This window comes from Neomelitea salexigens DSM 19753, from assembly GCF_000422345.1.
Classification (GTDB): domain Bacteria; phylum Pseudomonadota; class Gammaproteobacteria; order Pseudomonadales; family Spongiibacteraceae; genus Spongiibacter; species Spongiibacter marinus_A.
Window position 1 is genome coordinate 455,800 of record NZ_AULP01000002.1, and the last position, 18,842, is coordinate 474,641.

Here is an 18,842-nt window from a genome sequence, read left to right on the forward strand (position 1 = left end):
CCATGCAAACTCACGTATCCGGCCGTTTTCGGCGTCACTAAACGCTACTTACAAGATATAGACAAACAGGAACAGGAATACCCATACCACGTCTACAAAGTGCCAGTACCAAGACGACGCTTCAAAGCCAAACTGATCGTCGGCCGTGAAATGCCCCTTGCTTGTTGAACGCAGCCACTGGATCAACAGCATGACGGTACCCATCGCCACATGGAAGCCGTGGAAGCCGGTCAACATGAAGAACGTTGTGCCGTAAACACCGCTGTTCAGCTTGATGCCATATTCAAACAAGGCTTCGTGGTATTCCATGTACTGCAAGTACAGGAAGATCGCACCCAGCGCCACAGTAATGAACAACCACAGGTTAAACTTCTTGCGGTTGTTCTCTTTGATGCCCATGTGAGCAATGTGGCAAGTGAAGCTGGAGGTCAGCAGGATGATGGTGTTGTACAGCGGCAACCAGTGGCCGATGTTAGCGAACCCGGGGAACGACAGGTGCTTCTCGGCACCGGTAAATTCACCATTGTTCGCCAGGTGCCCCGCAGCCGCCTGACCGGAAACACCACCAACGGCGTCCTGAGGCGTTTCCATTAGCGGCCAGCTGTACTCAAAGCCAGGCCACAGCAGCGTGTTCATCGCGCCATCGCCTTCGCCCGCCAACCATGGGCCAGCCAGGTTGCGAATGTAGAACAGGGCGCCAAAGAAGGCTGCAAAGAACATCACTTCCGAGAAGATAAACCACTGCATGCCAATCACGTAAGAGTGCTTGAGCTGAGCACTGTTCATGCCCTGGCGGTTTTCACGAATAGTGGTTGCGAACCATACCCACAGGGTGGCGGCGAAATACGCCAAACCTGCAAACAGGATAAAACTAGAGTTGGTTTCTTCGCCGGGGCGATAGCTGGCGTCGTTAATTACGCTGGCCGCGCCATAAACCGAAGCTACCAAACCGATAGTTGCGTTGATAGCAAGGCTACTTTTCTCCGGCACGTAATAGGTTTCGTGCCCGGCATTGCTTTGACCCGCCATGATTAATTCTCCGTTTTCTCGCTTGAGAAAAATCTCTTTCTATTTAGACGCCGCGACAGAATCCTGCTTTGCGGCCATCTCGGTTACGTCAAAAATCGTGTAGGAAAGGGTGATTACGTGTATGTCTTTGGGCAGATCCCGGTCGACAATAAAACGCAACGGCATATCGGCTTCTTTGCCGGCATCCAGCGGTTGCTGGTTAAAACAGAAGCACTCGGTCTTATGAAAGTACTCTGCCGCACGCGAGGGCACGATGCTGGGAATGGTCTGCGATACCATATAGTGGCTCTGGGTGTTCTTGGCGTAGAACGTCACCATCGCAGGCTCTCCGGGATGAACCTCTACCTGACTGGTATTCGGGCCAAACTCCCAAGGCATCAGCTCGTTATTTTGCGCGACAAACTGCACTTTAACAGTGCGGCTTTCGTCAACCGCACTGTCGACCACTTCATAGCGGCCACCTGTTTTGCCGTTGATACCCAACACCTCACAAAGCGCATTGTAAAGTGGTGGCATCACCCACATGGCAAAGGCAAACATCGCGACAACAAGCACCAGCAACTTACCAGTGGTTTGAATAACGTTACGCTGCGTTGCATTTGCCATGGTACCGACTCCTCTTACTTAACTTCCGGTGGTGTACTGAAAGTATGGTAAGGCGCCGGGCTAGGTACGGTCCACTCCAGAGTGGTTGCACCATCCCAAACTTTGTCGTCGTTGACCGGCTTGCCGTGCGTGATGGTCCGAACAATGTTGAACAGGAACAACAGCTGGCTAGAGCCATAGATGAATGCACCGATAGACGACATCATGTTGAAGTCAGCAAACATCAGGTTGTAGTCAGGGATACGACGCGGCATACCTGCCAAGCCCACGAAATGCTGCGGGAAGAAGGTCAGGTTGAAACCGATGAATGACACCCAGAAGTGCACTTTACCCATGGTCTCGTTGTACATCTTGCCAGTCCACTTAGGCAGCCAGTAGTACACGGCAGAAGACAGAGCAAAGATCGCACCTGCCACCATGGTGTAGTGGAAGTGAGCAACAACGAAATAGCTATCGTGGTATTGGAAGTCAGCCGGCGCAATCGCCAACATCAGACCAGAGAAACCACCCACGGTGAACAGGAACACCTTGGCGATAGCGAACAGCATCGGCGTTTCAAGGGTAATAGACCCCTTGAACATCGTGGTAATCCAGTTGAACACCTTCGCCGCTGTTGGTACTGCGATCAGCATAGTGGCGTACATAAAGAACAGCTCACCAGCAATCGGCAGACCTACTGTGTACATGTGGTGAGCCCACACGATGAACGACAGGAAGGCGATAGAGGCCGTCGCGTAAACCATCGATGCATAGCCGAACAGGGGCTTGCGCGAGAAGGTTGGGATAACCTCAGACACCACACCAAAGGCAGGCAGAATGATGATGTATACCTCGGGGTGACCGAAGAACCAGAACACGTGCTGGAACAAAACCGGATCACCGCCACCCGCTGCTGAGAAGAAGCTGGTGCCGAAGTGAATATCCATCAACATCATGGTAACTGCGCCGGCCAGTACGGGCATTACCGCCACCAGCAAGAAAGCAGTGATCAACCACGTCCACACGAACATCGGCATTTTCATGTAGGTCATGCCAGGCGCGCGCATGTTCACAACCGTAGCGATAATGTTGATCGAGCCCATAATGGACGAGATACCCATCGCGTGTACGGCGAAAATGAAGAAGGTCACGCTCGGTGGCGCATAGGTCGTCGACAGCGGCGCGTAGAATGTCCAACCGAAGTTAGGTCCGCCACCTTCCATGAACAACGTAGACGCCAACAACAGGAATGTGGGCGGCAGGATCCAGAAGGACCAGTTGTTCATACGCGGCAGTGCCATATCTGGCGCGCCGATCATCATTGGAATCATCCAGTTCGCCAAACCGACGAAGGCCGGCATAATGGCGCCGAATACCATGACCAGGCCGTGCATGGTGGTCATCTGGTTGAAGAACTCCGGCTCAACAATTTGCAAACCGGGTTGGAACAGCTCTGCTCGAATAATCATGGCGAACGAGCCGCCAAGCAGGAACATAGCGAAACTGAACCACAAGTACATCGAGCCGATGTCTTTGTGGTTGGTGGTGGTTAACCACCGGGTCAAACCTTTAGCAGGTCCGTGAGCACCCATGGTGAATCCTCCTACTGACCTTTCTTGAAGTTATACACATCGATCGGCTGTACCTTGTCACCCATGTTGTTGCCAAAGGCATTACGGGTATAGGTAACGACCGCCGCCAAGTCGACGTCGTTCAGCTGACCACCAAAGGCCTGCATCGCAGAACCTGGGACGCCGTTAACCAGCACATCGATGTGCGCTGTAACTTCGCCGGTAGCAATAGGGCTATTGGCAATGGGTTTACCCACACCGCCTTCACCGTTGGCACCGTGACAAGCCATACAAGAGCGGTTGTAAATGCCCTTGCCGCGCTCAACCAGCTCATCCATAGAGAAGGTTTGCGCCATCAGCTTTTTGATCTCAGCGGCCTCAGCTTGCTTAGTCGCCATCCACGCTTTGTATTCAGGCTCTTCAACAACGTTGACAACGATCGGCATAAAGCCGTGATCGCGACCACACAGCTCGGCACATTGCCCGCGGTATACGCCGGTTTCAGTCGGCTTGGTCCACGCCTCGTTGATGAAGCCCGGAATCGCATCACGCTTAACGGCCAGTGCAGGTACCCACCAGGCATGCAGCACGTCGTTTGCGGTGACGAGGAAGCGAACTTTGGTATCAACCGGAATCACCAGCGGCTCATCTACTTCGATCAAGTAGTTCGAACCCTTGGCTTCGTTGTTACCGATTTCAGCTTTGTCAGTCAGCAGGTTAGAGAAGAAGCTAACATTGTCGCCTTCGGGATTAATGTACTCGTACTTCCACTTCCACTGATAGCCGGTGATCAGAACGTCGAGCTCTGCGTCATCGGTGTCATAAATTTCGATCAGGGTGCTGGTCGCAGGCACAGCCATAACGATCAACAGCAGGAATGGCACGACCGTCCATGCGATTTCCAGCTTAGTGTTTTCGTGGAAAGTGGCTGGCTCTTCATGACGCTCTTTGCGATAAGCAAAGACCGAGTAGAACATCACGCCAAAAACGATGATACCGACTACCACACACACCCAAAATACAAACATGTGCAGGTCGTAGATTTTGGCACCGACCTCGGTAACGCCTGGCGTCATATTTGTTTGCCAACGCTGGGGGTTACCCTCCGTCGCCCATGCGCCAGTACTAAGCAGGCTCAGCAGCATCAGCACAGGACAAAGCGCCAGCTTATACAGCCGTTTCGCTTGTTGATACATCTCCCGTGTCTCCGTATAAGTTATAAGAATCCCTTCGCCGATCGACGACAGGCAGACACGCTAGACGCTTTCTTATATATGGAACGCAGTTGCGAACTCACGGTCAGAATAGCTATACGGACGCAAAAAACGCTGCCCTGGCCCACCGCCAAGCAACGTCACTCCCCCCGAAATTGCGCGCTTGCCCACACCGAATTAGCTTTGGGTGCGACAAAACGCCGCAATTATAAACCTGAAGAAACCAGCAAGGCTACTACGAAACATCAGAGCACCTGCCCGCCACACCGCCAAATTTGCGCGTAGTCAGTGAAAATATACCAGTTAGAGCATTATTACTCAGCGCATACCACTAGATATAGGCAATGAGAAAAGCCGCGCCGTTTAAAAAATATACGGCGAGGCGCACCGCAGCTGTGCACATCCGCGTCAGCCGATTACACTTGCGGCAACGCCGAGATGCCAGAAACATGCCCAACACCCCCACAGCCACTCCCTTGAATGCAAAAATTTGGTCCCTAGCCTGGCCAATGATCCTCGCCAACCTTTCCGTGCCACTGCTCGGCCTGGTCGACACCGCCGTACTTGGCCACCTTGCAGACAGCAGCCACCTCAGCGCCGTGGCGATTGGTGCGAGCATTCTGTCTCTGTGCTACTGGACCTTCGGCTTCCTGCGCATGGGCACCACCGGAGCCAGCGCTCAGAGCCTTGAACATAGCGACAGCCTGCTGATCAAAGCCCTGCTACTCGGCCTCGCACTCGGCAGCGCAGTTTGGCTGATATCGCCAGCATTGCGGTCGCCCGGCCTGACCTTAATGAATGCAGAGGGCCATTTGCGGCCATTGGCCGACAGCTATTTACAGATCCGCCTAGTTAGCGCGCCGGCCGTGCTTGCCAGTTACGCGATCACCGGCTGGTTACTCGGGCAACAGCAAGCACGCTGGCCACTGGCAATCGCACTGTTTACCAACACCCTGAACATATTTTTGGATTTGCTGCTAATTGTCGGCCTGAACATGGCCAGTGAGGGCGCCGCAATCGCCAGCGCAACCAGTGAATACGCTGGCTTCACCCTCGGCCTCTATGCCGTTCGACAACCCCTTGGTAGCGCCATACGCCGGGGCCGGCTCAATAGCCTGCAAAGAGGCATACCGATGCGGCGCCTGCTTAGCGCCAATGCACAAATTCTTGTTCGCACCGCCGCACTATTATTCAGTTTCAGCTTCTTTACCGCCCAGGGAGCCAAACACGGCGAAGTGATTTTGGCGGCCAACACAATTTTAATGCAGCTCGCACTGGCCGCCGCCTACGGTATGGACGGCTTTGCCCATGCGGCAGAAGCGCTAGCCGGCCGCGCTTACAAACAGGCCGACAGGGGCGTCTTTCTGGAAGTTTGTAAAACCTGTGGCCGCTGGTCATTGTATTCCGCCTTGGCGGCGAGCCTGATCCTCGCCACCGGCAAACCACTCATCCTGTCACTGATGACCAGCATCGCTGATGTTCAGGCCACCGCCAACCACTACTACCCCTGGCTGATCGCGCTGCCACTGCTAAGCGTGGCCAGTTATTGTTACGACGGCATTTTTATCGGGGCGCTGCGCACCGGCGCCATGCAGTACTGCATGCTGTTCAGCGTATTTGTTGTGTACCTGCCACTGTGGTGGGCATGCACGGCCTGGGGCAACCACGGCCTCTGGCTGGCCTTTGCTGCCTTCAATGCCACACGCGGCCTGACGCTGGCCGCGTGTTTCTTCTGGTTATTCTCAGAAAAACGCTGGAAGCACAGCACACCCAGCAGTAACACTTCATTCCGATAAAGATGCAAGCACATTTACTGAAGTTCATTAACTTTTTGTGATAAATCAACAAAACCTCATCCAAACAGAAAAACCGGTCGTAACCACTGTTACAAAATTTGTTTCGTTTGGTAGCATGCCTTCCAACCGACATGCCCGTATTTTGAGGTTTTTGAAATGAAAGTTTTCCCTCTCGTTGCTCTCTTTATCAGCCTAGCGACTTTTTCAGCGGGAAGCCAAGCGGCCTGCGCCTTGGCCGCGATAATGGGCGCGCCAGCGCTGCCCGCTAGCGATACCAACAATCTGGAGCGCTTGGCAGAATTGCGCGATAGCGTTGATACGTATTTGACCAGCGCCAGTACGCGTCTCGAGTCTTGCACAGGCTCCGACCCGTTTGTCTATAACTATGCCGTTGATCGCCTTGAGGATTACGCCAGCGCCTTCAATGCACTAGCTCAACGCCACAACACCCAGATCATCGCAGCGAACTAATTGCGCATCAGCGTTGGCGATCGCAGGTCAAAGCGGCCGCGGTGTTTTTTATCAACGCCTCGGCCCGCCGCGCTGCGGGGCCTGCCAACTCCCGCTCTGGCAATACAATGAAGAGTTCGGCGAAGCGCTCGCGGCCCTCGTTTAGCGGCAGCGGCTTGAGTAATCCACTGTTGAGTGGTTCTTGAATCACAACTTCAGGCAGCCAAGCAAAGCCTACCCCCCGGCAAACGGCTTGCACTGAAAAATCGATTCGACTCACCGTCAAGCGCTGCGCAGCCTCGAGCCACCCGGAGTCCCTGCGGCGTCGCGCCCCGGAGTCGCGCACCACAATCTGGCGATGGGCACGCAGATCTTGGTAGCTCAGCGCCCGGTCAAGCTGGTGCAGGGCATGGTCGCGGTGAGCGACGGCAATGAACCGGACTCTCAACAGCGGGTCGCCCAAAAAGCCCGGCGGAACAATGCCCGTGATCGCCAGGTCACATCGCTGCTCGAGCAATGCTTCCTCGGCGCCACTGAGCACCGTTTCCACGCACTCCAGGCGCGTTTCCGGGCATTCGACAGCCAGCCGCTCAAGGCAATCCAACATGGCGGATTGCGGAAACAACGCGTCGCTGACAATCCGCAGCTGTGGCTCCCAACCCTGGGCGAGGGTTACTGCAGATGCCTCCACTCGCAATGCCTCATCGAGCAGGGCGCGGCCGCGGCGGTAAAAAAGCTGTCCGGCGTCGGTCAACTCGGCTTTACGACCCTTTATTTCAAACAGGGCGACCGCCAGTTGCTCTTCAAGCTTTTGAATCGCATACGTAACGGCCGACTGACTCTTGTGTAATTTTTCCGCCGCTTTGGAGTAGCTCCCTTCATCCACCACCGCCATAAAACAGTGCCATTGGTCGAGATTCGTCCGAGGTCCGCGCATAACACATCAACTTATTCGATTGTTTAGCCGCTAAAATTGCGCTTTTTAAACAATTAAATCAATAGTTAACTACTCCCATCGCAACTCACCACACTCAGCAACGGGAGGCACCTGTCGAAACGCGTTGCTTTTGAGAATGGCGGATTTATGCGCAGTTGCGCATAGGAATAATTCTTATTAAGAGCGGCTCATAGCACAATGGAGAAAGCGTTAAACTTTTCCGCCGACCCCTTTAAACTTCTCTACAAATGCAGCGATCTTTTGGAAAACACCCTGCTTCCTCGCTAGGTACTGGGGGTTTAGCGGGCTCATTTTGGGCAAGATGGCATTTAGCTCTGTTCCAGCATCGCTGGCATACTCCCGCTTGAGGGATGTCGTGATGTAGCGCCGGGCTTCCTCCGCATTCAGGCTTTCTGCATTGATCAGCTCTTCAACTTCGCGTTGCTGCTCCACTTGAGCGAAGGCGAAAAAGGCTTCAATAACGCTGGCTTTGTCACCTATCTGATCCAGATCGGTTTGGTTGATAAAATCCACCACCAGGCTTTCTTTGGCACGGTTGCCTATGCTAGCGCGAATGACTCGGCGCACTTCGTCCACCAGGTCGGCCTTACTCTTGTTCTTTTTATTGTGCTCGAAGATCAGCTCCAGAATGTAATCTAGGTTAATCTCCTGCGATTTGAGCAGATCCACCTCGAACACCACATCATCCCAGTCGATGCTGGATTTCTCTTTTTCGTCGGCTGACTTCTGGCGGCGCTGCCAGTCGCGAATGTCGTTGTAGGTCGAACGATAATCCTGAACCTTACGCTCGTCAGGTAAGCGGATGGTTTGCAGCTCAGCGAGCTTTTCATCATCCAGATAGTGCTCGGCTTTAAAGGCTTCAACGACTTCCGGGTCGTTCATATCCACGTTTTGTAGCGCCTTCAAACTGGCAAACTCGTCGTAGTTTTGCAGGATGTTTTCAACCCGCAGGTATTCGCCAAACAGCTTGGCGAATTCTTTCTTGTCGGATTCCTTTTCAATGGCGCTTGGGTCTGGAAATTTTTGCTCTAGTTCACTGACCACCTCCATAAACCCGCGTCGCGCCTGACCTGTGACGACATCGGTAAAGCCTTCCATGTATTCTTTATAACTTTTTTCCAGCACCACGTTTTTGGTGTTTTTATCGCCAAACAAGGTAATGGCATCTACCGTGGCCATTTCCAAATCACGGAAGGTGACGATGTTGCCAAAGGTTTTGGTGGCGTCATAAATACGATTGGTGCGCGAGTAGGCTTGCATTAAACCGTGGTAGCGCAGGTTTTTATCGACAAACAGGGTATTCAGTGTTGGCGCATCGAAGCCAGTAAGGAACATGCCCACCACAATCAGCAGGTCGATCTCTTTACTTTTAACCCGCTTGGCCAGGTCGCGGTAGTAATTCTGGAAGCCGTTGCTGTCCACACTAAAATTGGTTTTAAAGAAAGCATTATAGTCACCAATGGCAGCGCTTAAAAACTCTTTGGCGCTACTGTTCATCGCCGACACTTCAAAACTCTCATCGGCAATATCCCCAATGGCGTCCTGCTCTTCATTGGCAGCAAAGGAGAAGATGGTGGCAATTTTCAGAGGTTTGTCGCTGCTCGCTTGCAACGTGTTGAGCGATTCGTAGTAAAGCTTGGCCGCATCCACGCTGCTGACCGCAAACATGGCGTTAAATCCCTTGGCGTTTGCCTGCAAGCGATGGGTCTTCTGACGAAAGTTATTCAGAATATATTGGGATATTTCCCGGATGCGGTCGGGGTGCTGTAGTGCCTCTTTGTTTTCCGCCGCGGTTAGTTTTTTCTCATCCTGTTCCGTTTCAATAGCCTTAAACTGCGGGCGAACGTCGTTGTAATCCACCTTAAATTTGAGCACCTTCTCATCACGGATGGCATCGGTAATCACATAGGAATGCAGCTCACGGCCAAACACGCTGGCGGTGGTTTCTGCACCCAAGGCGTTTTGCGGGAAGATAGGCGTGCCGGTAAAGCCAAACTGGTAGAAACGTTTGAACTTCTTATTCAGGTTCTTTTGCGCCTCACCAAACTGGCTGCGATGGCACTCATCAAAGATAAACACCACCTGCTTGTGGTATATAGCCAGATCACCTTCGCTCTTCATCAGGTTGTTGAGCTTTTGAATGGTGGTGACGATAATCTTGTTGTCGTCTTTTTCGATATTACGCTTGAGGCCAGCGGTGCTATCTGAACCATTCACGCTGTCGGGTGAGAAGCGCTGGTATTCCTTCATGGTCTGGTAGTCGAGGTCTTTACGGTCGACCACAAAAAACACCTTATCGACAAACTCCAGCTCGGTGGCCAGGCGAGCTGCTTTAAAGCTGGTCAGAGTTTTACCGCTGCCTGTGGTATGCCAGATAAAGCCGCCGCTTTCGGGGTTGCTCCAGTTCTTCGCCTCAAACGAGCTTTTTATCTTCCACAAAATGCGTTCGGTGGCCGCTATCTGATAGGGGCGCATCACGAGCAGCGTATCGCTCACATCAAATACCGAGTAATGCAGCAGCACATTCAGCAAGGTGTTCTTCTGGAAGAAGGTGGCGGTAAAGTCTTTCAGGTCTTTAATCAGGCTGTTATCGGCCTTCGCCCAGTTCATGGTGAAGTCGAAGCTGTTTTTGTTGCGCTGGGTGGTGTTGGCGAAGTAGCGGCTATCGGTTCCGTTAGAGATCACAAACAACTGCAAGTACTTATACAGTGAATGTTCACTGTTAAAGCTCTCTTTGCTGTATCGGTGTACTTGGTTAAAGGCTTCACGAATGGCCACACCGCGCTTCTTCAGCTCGATTTGTACCAACGGCAAACCATTCACCAGAATGGTGACATCGTAGCGATTGGCATGGCTGCCGGCTTGCTCAAACTGCTTGATCACCTGCACCTTGTTGCGGGCGATGTTCTTTTTATCCACCAGATAAATGTTTTTGATGCGACCATCGTCAAACACAAAGTCGTGGATATAGTCATCGTGAATCTTTCGAGTTTTATCGATAATGGTATCGCTGGGCTTATCCAGATAAGTTTCGACAAAGCGCTTCCACTCACCCTCTAAAAATTCAACGCCGTTAAGGGATTGCAGTTGCACCCGCACATTGGCCAGCATGGCTTCCGGATTATTCAGCGCAGGCAAGTATTCATATCCTTGATTGACCAAATCCTGAATTAGCTCGCGCTCCAGGTCACCTTCGCTCTGGTAGCTTTCGGCCACCTTCCATTCCTGAGTGTATTTATCGAGTACGATGAAACGGTTCGACTCGGCGATGGGCTTGGTGTAATCAACCATTTTGTTCTTCCTGCTGCCAAAAGCCGTAATTTCTGACCAAGTGGTTCAGTAGCAAGCCTACTGTGTTCTTTTCAGGCCCACTGGGTTCGGCGACGACTTCATTCGACAATGTTGAATGACTGGTAAATTGAATAATGCGGTTTAAATACGCCTGCTTGTCATCGGGCAAGAGTTCTGACCATTTTGGATAGCCCAGAAAGCTCGCTGTCTTTTCATACAGGTTCCGCAACAGCGTGAAATGGTACTTTTGCACCGTGTTGTCGGCGATGGCTTTTTCCAGTGTCTGCTTCAAATACAGATGATAAGAGAAGCTCTTATTGGAATCGCCGTGTTTATCCAGCAGTGCAAAGGAGCCATCTTCAAACCGTTCTAATAAATAACACGCTTTGCTGTTTAGCTCGTTGTAGAGCACGTTATAAAAGAGCGGGCTGTGGGTAGTGATAATGAACTTCAAATTAGACTTGCTGGACTTAATGAGCCCAGCCAAGTTGACGGCCAGTTCGATCAGGTGATTTTCATCCAATGAGCTCACTGGGTCATCAATGAATACATAGTCCAGCTGATCAAACTGGTTTGTTTCACGGTTCTCTGGCTCCGCCACATTAAGGACTGTGATCACTTGATCCAGTAACGTGTAGAAAACACTCCAGATAAAGTTACTTTCTTCGCCTTTGGATATTTTCAGAGGCTCGGTGCCTTTGTCATCACCTCGCTCCAGCGTAAAGGTGACCTCGGCATAGTCTTCACTGAAATGGGGGGTTAACTTGTCATTGGCGAAGTGTTGGAAGTACTTAACAATATTCGCATCTTGTCCCAAGTCTTTCAGCAGCGTTAGCAACCAGTCGGTATAGGTATTCGGCTGAATTTTCAGCTTAGGGGCCGCATCGGATTCTAAATCGTTATCCCAATAAAAGAGATCTTCGGTGAAGGCGTTGTAGTAGAGGATTTTCTCCCGTGGCGAAATGGCTTCGTCATCCTCGCCATTATCTTTGGGTGCAATCAGCTGCTTGAACTCACGAGAAAGACGGGTTTTTCCCGTTCCGTTGAAAGCATAAATCAGCTGTACTTTAGGAACTTGCGTGACCATTTCGACTTCAGCGCTCTTCTTTTTCCTCACCGTTCTTGGCACATTTAACTGCTCCGCAATCTCCGTCAGCGTCTTGCTCATATTAGGCTGCCACCTCGGCATCAGGCTTTGGGAAACTCAACAGTAAATCGCGGTAATACTCATATTGCTGTTGGCGCAGCTCGATTTCGCGGGGCAAACCTTCTGTAATGGAACTGGTTAGCGCATCGAATTTGTCGAGGATTGAAACGATTCGATCTTTTTCTGTTGGCGAAGGGTTTGGTATACGGATGCTTTCCAAGTTTTTCTTGTTCAGCTTCGGTTGCGCAGCACCAGAAATATAAGGCGTCAAATCAATACTATTCAGGTAATACTCAACGTATCTTCTCTCTGCATAGGTCTCGAATTTAAGCACATGGGCATGATTGTTAACCCAGGTTTTGCCGCTGATACTAAATGCTATTGGTGTATTTCGCGCCAATAGGTTTGCACCATCTTCAGAAACGAGCAAAAAATCGCCATCGAAGATATAGTCTTTAACGTAATCGACAATGCCAGACGCACCGTAATACGGAATACTTCCTGCTTCCCTCAAGCCGCTCGTGATTGGCTTTCTTTTTGAATCGAGGTTCTCGGCCAGCTCCCCCAACGTCTTCCACTCCACTTCCCCTTCTTCAAAACTCAACAACTGGTCGCGGTAGTGGTTGTATTGTTTTTTGCGCAGGTTAAGCTCGGCGGTCAGCTCGGCGGTCATGGCGGTAAATGCGTCCAGAATACGGACGATTTCGGCCTGGATTTCCAGCGATTTTTTGGGGTTATCTGGGCAGGGTATGGGGATTTGGAAATCATTCATTACCGATGAGCTTAAATTATTTATGGTCGAGCTATTAAGCATTTCATCGAGGTATTTTTGGAAAATTCCGCTTGTGAGCACATGGAACAAAAATCGCGGGCTGATACCAGGAAGGCACCTAACAACCCCCATGAATCCGCCAAAATAGAAGTCGATGTCTGAATTGATAAAGGCGACTTTTCCGACATGCTCTCGACTGCCGCTTGCGGCACTTATCAAAATATCGTTCTTATACAGTTTTTGAGAAGCCTTTACTTTGGTTTCATGCGTCACAATTTTTACATCATCGAAATTAATGGTGCTGCCGGAAAGCGTAATGTTATTTGCTCTCAGAACCTTGTAGCCTGATCCATCGCTACTCTCATTGGCTTTACTATAAGTCAGACCTCGGACATATTCGGCCACATCGGAAAGTGGTCTCCACTCCGCCTCGACCCCATCTAGCAGTTTTTCCAAATAATTTAAATCGCTCATGCGCCCTGCTCCTCGCGTTCAATCTCCGCCACAATCGCATCAATGTCTTGGCGCAGCTGGGTGATTTTGGCGACAGTGGTTTTCAGGTCGGCATTCAGCTTGGTGATGTCCACCACTTCGCGGGTGTCTTCAGCTTCGACATAACTGCTCACCGACAGGTTGTAATCGTTGCCAGCAACCTCATCAAAGGGAACTGATCTGGCGAGATGATCGACATTCTCCTTGCTATCAAACACCTCCATGATCTGCTGGATATGGGCATCGGTGAGGATGTTGTTATTGGTTTCTTTTTTAAACAGGCCACTGGCATCAATAAACTGTGTATCGGTGCTGGTTTTGTTTTTCGCCAACACCAAAATGTTGACCGCGATGGTGGTGCCAAAGAACAGGTTGGGCGCCAGTGAGATCACCGTTTCGACGTAGTTGTTATCCACCAGATACTTTCTGATTTTCTGCTCGGCACCACCGCGATAAAAGATACCGGGGAAGCAAACAATCGCCGCACGGCCTTTGCTGGACAGATAACTGAGCGCATGCAGTACAAAGGCAAAGTCGGCTTTGGATTTGGGCGCCAATACACCGGCTGGAGCAAAGCGCTCGTCGTTGATCAACGTTGGGTCGTCGCTGCCGATCCATTTCACCGAATAGGGCGGATTGGAAACAATCGCGTCAAATGGTTTCTGGTCGCCAAATTGTGGGTCGATCAGTGTATTGCCCAGCTTAATATCGAACTTATCGTAGTTGATATTGTGCAAAAACATGTTCATGCGCGCCAGGTTGTAGGTGGTGTGGTTGATTTCCTGGCCGAAATAACCTTCTTCAATGCGGTGGATGTCGATGTGTTTTCTGGCCTGCATCAACAGTGAGCCTGAGCCGCATGCCGGGTCGTATAGCTTGTTAATGCTGGCCTGGCCATGAATCGCCAGCAACGCAATTAGCTTTGAGACGTGCTGCGGGGTAAAGAACTCACCGCCGGATTTTCCCGCGTTGGCAGCGTAGTTGGATATCAGGAATTCGTAGGCATCACCAAATAGGTCAATCTGGTTACTCTCAAAGGCGCCATCGTGGCTGTCGCCAAAATTAAGCTCGGCTACACCTTTAAGCACTGCTGCCAAGCGCTCGTTCTTGGCCTTCACGGTATTGCCCAAGCGGTTACTCGTTGTGTCGAAATCGGCAAACAGACCTTTGATATCGCCCTCAGAGGGGTAACCATTGGCCGAAGCCTCAATAGCAGAAAAGATCGAGGCCAGGTCGGTATTCAGGCTTTCATTGCTGTGCGCGTTTTTCGCAACATTAGTAAACAACTGGCTAGGCGCAATGAAATAGCCTTTGGTTTTGATAGCGTCGTCTTTGATCTCTGGAGTAATCACACTGTCGGGTAATTCAGCATAATTTACGCTGTCATCGCCCCCTTCAATGTAGGCACAGAAATTTTCACTAATAAAACGGTAGAAGAGGGTGCCGAGTACGTACTGTTTGAAATCCCAGCCGTCGACCGCGCCGCGTACATCGTTGGCAATGGCCCAGATCTGGCGTTGCAGGGCAGCACGTTGTTGGTTACTTGTCATTCGAATATTCCTATCACTTCTTAGCTAGTATTTGTATACGGAATGCACCCGCGCGGCTCGCGATTTCCGGGTAACCCAGGGGCTCTAAAAATTTCACAAAGCATCGTGAAAATAGGTATAAATAGATCATTTCATGCAATTCCATTGCTAAGTTGAGCGATTAGAGTACTTAAGAAGCTCGGATTGCTATAGGGGGTCAGCTTCAAATCCCGGAGCAAGCATCAGATTATCGACGCCATACAGCGCTTGGCGATTTCTCAGCCAAAGATGGTATTCGGCGCCATCTAGAATACCTTTGGCAGAACAATCCACATTCCATCGCCGAAGCAGGTAGCCCGCCACTGCTGCCCGAAGTTTTAGGGGCAGAACACCATCAATCATGCCGTAATCAGCCTCAATAGTTTCCTTATGGTCTAGCCGAGGATGCGCGACGAGCTCCAGCTCCACAATACGGTTCCACTGGATATCTTCCTTGGACTCCTCGTGTTCTTCAATTCGACTGTCTGCAAGCAGTTTGGGCTGAGTTATCCGGGTTATGACAAAGTCAGTGAAGCGATTTCGCCGGCGGTCATAGGCGCGAATATGCCAGCGGAGGCCATTATCCACCAGATAAAATGGGACGACCTCACGCTTAGAAAAGCCACTGGACAGCGACCGATACTCAATTTCAACAGGCAATCGGTTATATATCGCCCGGGTCAGCACAGAAAGCACGTCGAGGTCAGGGTTACTGAGCTGGGATGGCGTTTCGCAGGGAATCAAACCCTTCTGATCCAGTACTGAGTCGTCACCAATCCCTTTTGACAGCGCTGACAGTACCCGCTCTTGCTTATATCGGAACAACGGGCAGAACTCGTCCGATACTTTGTATAGCTTCGCCTTTGTGTCGTATTCGATATTTTGCGGCGCCAGGTCGCGATACTGCGCCAGATCACGGGTTGCAGCCGCTTCCTTGATGCCAAATCGTTTTACCAGGTCGTTGCGCCCCACCGATCCCAAAAAATACAACCTGAAGTCGATGTAGGCTAAGCGCTCTCGCTGTATTTGGGCTATGTCATCCACGGCAGTTTCTACTTATGACCACAATGGAGACCGATCGTAGACAACACCACCTTCGGCGTCAATTTAATTTGTTGACATCATCATTTTGATTAGTATAGTGGATCTTAAGTATCTTTGTTTGAGATGGCGTCCTTGAAAAGTGTTGATGATTATATCGAGATAGCTCTACGGCTTACCTTTCGGTCAATAACCGGGAAGGTTGGTTACTGCCTAGCCATTGCTGGGCTTTATCTAATTTCCCCACCCATCGTCATCGACCTCATTAACCTGTTCTTGGCCAAAACTTCATTTGGCCAACTCTCCGCTTCAGAACCAATGCCCGTCACAGGCACTTCTATTGTTTCGTTTGGCACCCTGCTGATACTCGTCAACCATTTTTGGGCCCCGCGCCAACAGAATCGCGAAGTGATTGGGATCAGGCATAATTCGCTGGGGTCATTCCCGCAGGAGGCCGTTCAAAAAGACCTCCCAGTTCTACAACGCCTCGCGGCCTACCGGGAAATCGATGTAGACCACAGTGACTCTTATACCAAGGGAGTGCTCGACGACCACGAGACGGCTATACGTCGACTAGATCGCGTCCCCCATCAACTCAGTGGCTTTCTGAGTTCCGGGGCAGACTCGCCCATCGCCTATTATGGTTTACCCCATGTACCGCTCGCTTTTTACCTTGGTTACCTTCTATCAGATAGCAAATATCGAGTAGATCTGTACGATCTCAATAATGACTCCGGCCGCTGGGATCAGCTATCAGGCATCACTCGCGCGATTGACCTCTTCACAAAGATTGATTGCGTGGAGTCCTCCGACGCCTCGGGCGACGTCGTCGTCGCCATCGGTATCAGCTACCCCATTCACCCAACAGAAATCGCCGAGCTTGGTTTATCCAGTATTCTGGCAACTGCGGAAATTAACGCACGCCAACCAACGCGCCAATTGATCACAAGTCATGATCAAATTGCCCAAGTCTGCACTGAATTCCGTAAAACCCTGGAAGTTATAAAGAACAAATTCCCCAACCGCCGGCGAATCCACGTCTTCTATGCTGGGCCCGTGTCACTTAGCTTTGCTCTAGGTCGTTGCATCAGCGAACGAATTGACCCGGAAATCATCGTTTACAACTACTCCTCGCAAAGCATTCCCAAATACGCCTGGTCACTGTCATTTAACAACCCAGATCATCCGTCCGCCCGGTTCAATGCCCATCACGCTGCAGGAGGCTCTCATGCCCCAGTACAACATGCATAACGAGCTGAATGCATTTTATGAAGACCATGTTCGACTCAAAGAGGAAATGAATCGGCTCAGGTCTCTCCGCGACACCAACTTAACCCGGCTCAGCGATGGACTCAAAGAACTCGGTCACCCGGTTTACGTCAAGAACCTCCTGCAGGGTAGTATTGCCATGCATACGGCCAATAAGTCATCAAACAATGACTACGACATTGATATCGCGGTGATTTTCGAAAAAGACGACCTACCCGCTTCCCCTCTGGAAGCGCGAAAAAGGGTTGCTGAAGCGATTAATTTAAAGTCATCCGGATTCGTGAAAGACCCCGAAGCCAGAACCAATGCTGTCACAATTTGGTACGCGGAGGGGTATCACGTTGATATAGCGGTCTATCGTCGCAGTGAAGGGTGGCTCGGAGACATTATTGAGCACGCCGGTGCGAGCTGGACAGAGCGAGATCCCAAAGCGATCACAAGCTGGTTCACGGAAGAAGTTACTGAGCAAAGTCCTTCTGAAACTTTTTTCGGAAAACCCAGCGTTGGCCCACAACAGATGCGGCGGATCGTTCGATGGATTAAAGCTTTCACAAAAGCGCGGGAAGGTTGGAATCTCCCCGGCGGGTTTATCATTAGCGCACTTGTCGCCGAATGTTACAAGCCAGACAAGGATCGGGACGATATTGCCTTGCTCAACACCCTTTGCGCAATCAACACTCGGCTTGAATCAAGTTGCGACGTATACAATCCAGTCGACGCCACACAAAAGCTGACCGACAAGCAGAAATTCATTACACAGGTAAATAGCCTCAAGAAACATCTTAACTCAGTGACCAAAGAACTCGATGTTCTAATGGAGGATGAATGCACTGAGGAGAAAGCCAAGAAGGCCTGGAACTATATGTTCCAGCATCAGTTCTGGGAGATCTCTACGGAGTCGATTTCTAAGAACGCAGCAAATGACCAAAGCTACAATGTGAAACTCACAATGGGAATATCGAAAAAGGATGGCGGATTTCTGACAGCTCGCAACATACAAAGCGGTCGAATCGTACCCAAAATGAAGCACCTGAAATTTGAAGCGAAAACAAATGTGCCAGCACCCTTTACGGTTAAATGGAGAGTCGTCAATTCAGGGGACGAGGCCGAAGCCGCAAATGACATGGGCCATCTCGCAACCTCAGACAACCTCACTATCTGGCGACGCACCGCCTACCGAGGGCGTCACGAGATGATTTGTGAAATTGTAAAAGCGGGTGAGGTAGTGGCCTCAGCCGTACACATCGTCAATATTCGTTGATGATTGGAGTGGATCGAGAATGTCGGAAGACGTGTTATGGAAGCGCATTTAGCTGACCTGATCACCAGCTCCAGGCTGGCGCACAGACCGCTCTCCGACTTGCTACTTCAAAGTTAAAAACGGCTTGAGGGTTCCCATGAGGCAGTCGTTCGATGAGTTCTTGTATATATTGGCACGTTCAAGGCGGACACAATGGGCGATTGCCCTCGGAGTTGTGTTTTTTATCGGTATCCATCTATGGGGGAATTACGCGCTATCCAACTTCGAGCTGCATGGCCCTATGAAATGGCTAGAGGAAACCTTTGTTCAAAAGTTCGCTAAAAGATATGACAAAGTGGCCCTGTTTGCCTTGCTCTCGTTTTGGGTACTTGCGTATCAGTGCTATCAAAAGGATAAAA

14 protein-coding genes are annotated in these 18,842 nt (G+C 50.9%); 4 read left to right on the forward strand and 10 right to left on the reverse strand.

All coding sequences use genetic code 11. The annotated features are described in order from the left end of the window. Nucleotides 1-48: 48 nt before the first annotated feature. The 4 genes from H573_RS0105505 to coxB are packed head-to-tail and all read right to left on the reverse strand — an operon-like array spanning nt 49 to nt 4,381. Nucleotides 49-1,029, reverse strand: coding sequence for a cytochrome c oxidase subunit 3 (locus H573_RS0105505; protein ID WP_027873387.1), 981 nt, complete (start codon nt 1,027-1,029; stop codon nt 49-51). Between the two features lie 39 nt (nt 1,030-1,068). After that, nucleotides 1,069-1,635, reverse strand: a complete 567-nt coding sequence (locus H573_RS0105510; RefSeq protein ID WP_027873388.1) for a cytochrome c oxidase assembly protein — start codon at nt 1,633-1,635, stop codon at nt 1,069-1,071. A gap of 14 nt (nt 1,636-1,649) precedes the next feature. After that, nucleotides 1,650-3,206 (reverse strand): cytochrome c oxidase subunit I, encoded by a 1,557-nt coding sequence (gene ctaD, locus H573_RS0105515; RefSeq protein ID WP_027873389.1) that lies wholly within the window; start codon nt 3,204-3,206, stop codon nt 1,650-1,652. Nucleotides 3,207-3,217: 11 nt separating this feature from the next. Continuing rightward, entirely contained in the window at nt 3,218-4,381 is a 1,164-nt protein-coding gene (gene coxB, locus H573_RS0105520) for a cytochrome c oxidase subunit II (RefSeq protein ID WP_027873390.1), read from the reverse strand. 467 nt (nt 4,382-4,848) lie between these two features. Here coxB and H573_RS0105525 point away from each other — a divergent pair, with 467 nt between their 5' ends. Both H573_RS0105525 and H573_RS0105530 read left to right on the forward strand, forming a co-directional pair. Beyond that, a complete protein-coding gene (locus H573_RS0105525) occupies nt 4,849-6,195 on the forward strand; it encodes an MATE family efflux transporter (protein WP_027873391.1) in 1,347 nt (448 codons plus the stop codon). A 156-nt stretch (nt 6,196-6,351) separates the two neighbouring features. Further along, a complete protein-coding gene (locus H573_RS0105530) occupies nt 6,352-6,666 on the forward strand; it encodes a hypothetical protein (protein ID WP_154653841.1) in 315 nt (104 codons plus the stop codon). Between the two features lie 7 nt (nt 6,667-6,673). Here H573_RS0105530 and H573_RS17175 read toward each other — a convergent pair whose 3' ends face one another. From H573_RS17175 to H573_RS0105560, 6 genes are all read right to left on the reverse strand, one after another. Then, on the reverse strand, nt 6,674-7,582 hold the full coding sequence (locus H573_RS17175; protein WP_036255774.1) for a LysR family transcriptional regulator: 909 nt from the start codon (nt 7,580-7,582) through the stop codon (nt 6,674-6,676). A gap of 210 nt (nt 7,583-7,792) precedes the next feature. Further along, the gene (locus H573_RS0105540) at nt 7,793-10,894 is read right to left on the reverse strand and encodes an HsdR family type I site-specific deoxyribonuclease (RefSeq protein ID WP_027873393.1); all 3,102 of its coding nucleotides are present in this window, start codon (nt 10,892-10,894) and stop codon (nt 7,793-7,795) included. Further along, a complete protein-coding gene (locus H573_RS0105545; RefSeq protein ID WP_027873394.1) occupies nt 10,887-12,062 on the reverse strand; it encodes an ATP-binding protein in 1,176 nt (391 codons plus the stop codon). The genes H573_RS0105540 and H573_RS0105545 overlap by 8 nt, the downstream gene beginning before the upstream one ends. A gap of 1 nt (nt 12,063) precedes the next feature. Further along, nucleotides 12,064-13,287 carry a restriction endonuclease subunit S gene (locus H573_RS0105550; RefSeq protein ID WP_027873395.1) on the reverse strand — a complete coding sequence of 408 codons (1,224 nt, stop codon included), beginning with the start codon at nt 13,285-13,287 and terminating at the stop codon, nt 12,064-12,066. Then, entirely contained in the window at nt 13,284-14,855 is a 1,572-nt protein-coding gene (locus H573_RS0105555) for a type I restriction-modification system subunit M (protein WP_027873396.1), read from the reverse strand. The genes H573_RS0105550 and H573_RS0105555 overlap by 4 nt, the downstream gene beginning before the upstream one ends. A gap of 186 nt (nt 14,856-15,041) precedes the next feature. Beyond that, entirely contained in the window at nt 15,042-15,917 is an 876-nt protein-coding gene (locus tag H573_RS0105560; RefSeq protein ID WP_027873397.1) for a WYL domain-containing protein, read from the reverse strand. 132 nt (nt 15,918-16,049) lie between these two features. On the opposite strand from H573_RS0105560, the gene H573_RS0105565 reads away from it, so the two are divergent. Together H573_RS0105565 and H573_RS0105570 are read left to right on the forward strand one after the other, a co-directional pair. Next, nucleotides 16,050-17,165 (forward strand): SAVED domain-containing protein, encoded by a 1,116-nt coding sequence (locus H573_RS0105565; RefSeq protein WP_161624242.1) that lies wholly within the window; start codon nt 16,050-16,052, stop codon nt 17,163-17,165. Next, nucleotides 17,143-18,444: a nucleotidyltransferase gene (locus H573_RS0105570; RefSeq protein ID WP_027873399.1), complete on the forward strand. Its 1,302-nt coding sequence runs from the start codon at nt 17,143-17,145 to the stop codon at nt 18,442-18,444. The genes H573_RS0105565 and H573_RS0105570 overlap by 23 nt, the downstream gene beginning before the upstream one ends. Nucleotides 18,445-18,842 lie beyond the last annotated feature (398 nt).

Excerpts from the sequence above, each read along its gene's own strand:
- H573_RS0105505 (WP_027873387.1), bottom strand. The coding sequence starts at position 1,029 with ATGGCGGGTCAAAGCAATGCCGGGCACGAAACCTATTACGTGCCGGAG.
- H573_RS0105510 (WP_027873388.1), bottom strand. The coding sequence starts at position 1,635 with ATGGCAAATGCAACGCAGCGTAACGTTATTCAAACCACTGGTAAGTTG.
- ctaD (WP_027873389.1), bottom strand. The coding sequence starts at position 3,206 with ATGGGTGCTCACGGACCTGCTAAAGGTTTGACCCGGTGGTTAACCACC.
- coxB (WP_027873390.1), bottom strand. The coding sequence starts at position 4,381 with ATGTATCAACAAGCGAAACGGCTGTATAAGCTGGCGCTTTGTCCTGTG.
- H573_RS0105525 (WP_027873391.1), top strand. The coding sequence starts at position 4,849 with ATGCCCAACACCCCCACAGCCACTCCCTTGAATGCAAAAATTTGGTCC.
- H573_RS0105530 (WP_154653841.1), top strand. The coding sequence starts at position 6,352 with ATGAAAGTTTTCCCTCTCGTTGCTCTCTTTATCAGCCTAGCGACTTTT.
- H573_RS17175 (WP_036255774.1), bottom strand. The coding sequence starts at position 7,582 with ATGCGCGGACCTCGGACGAATCTCGACCAATGGCACTGTTTTATGGCG.
- H573_RS0105540 (WP_027873393.1), bottom strand. The coding sequence starts at position 10,894 with ATGGTTGATTACACCAAGCCCATCGCCGAGTCGAACCGTTTCATCGTA.
- H573_RS0105545 (WP_027873394.1), bottom strand. The coding sequence starts at position 12,062 with ATGAGCAAGACGCTGACGGAGATTGCGGAGCAGTTAAATGTGCCAAGA.
- H573_RS0105550 (WP_027873395.1), bottom strand. The coding sequence starts at position 13,287 with ATGAGCGATTTAAATTATTTGGAAAAACTGCTAGATGGGGTCGAGGCG.
- H573_RS0105555 (WP_027873396.1), bottom strand. The coding sequence starts at position 14,855 with ATGACAAGTAACCAACAACGTGCTGCCCTGCAACGCCAGATCTGGGCC.
- H573_RS0105570 (WP_027873399.1), top strand. The coding sequence starts at position 17,143 with ATGCCCCAGTACAACATGCATAACGAGCTGAATGCATTTTATGAAGAC.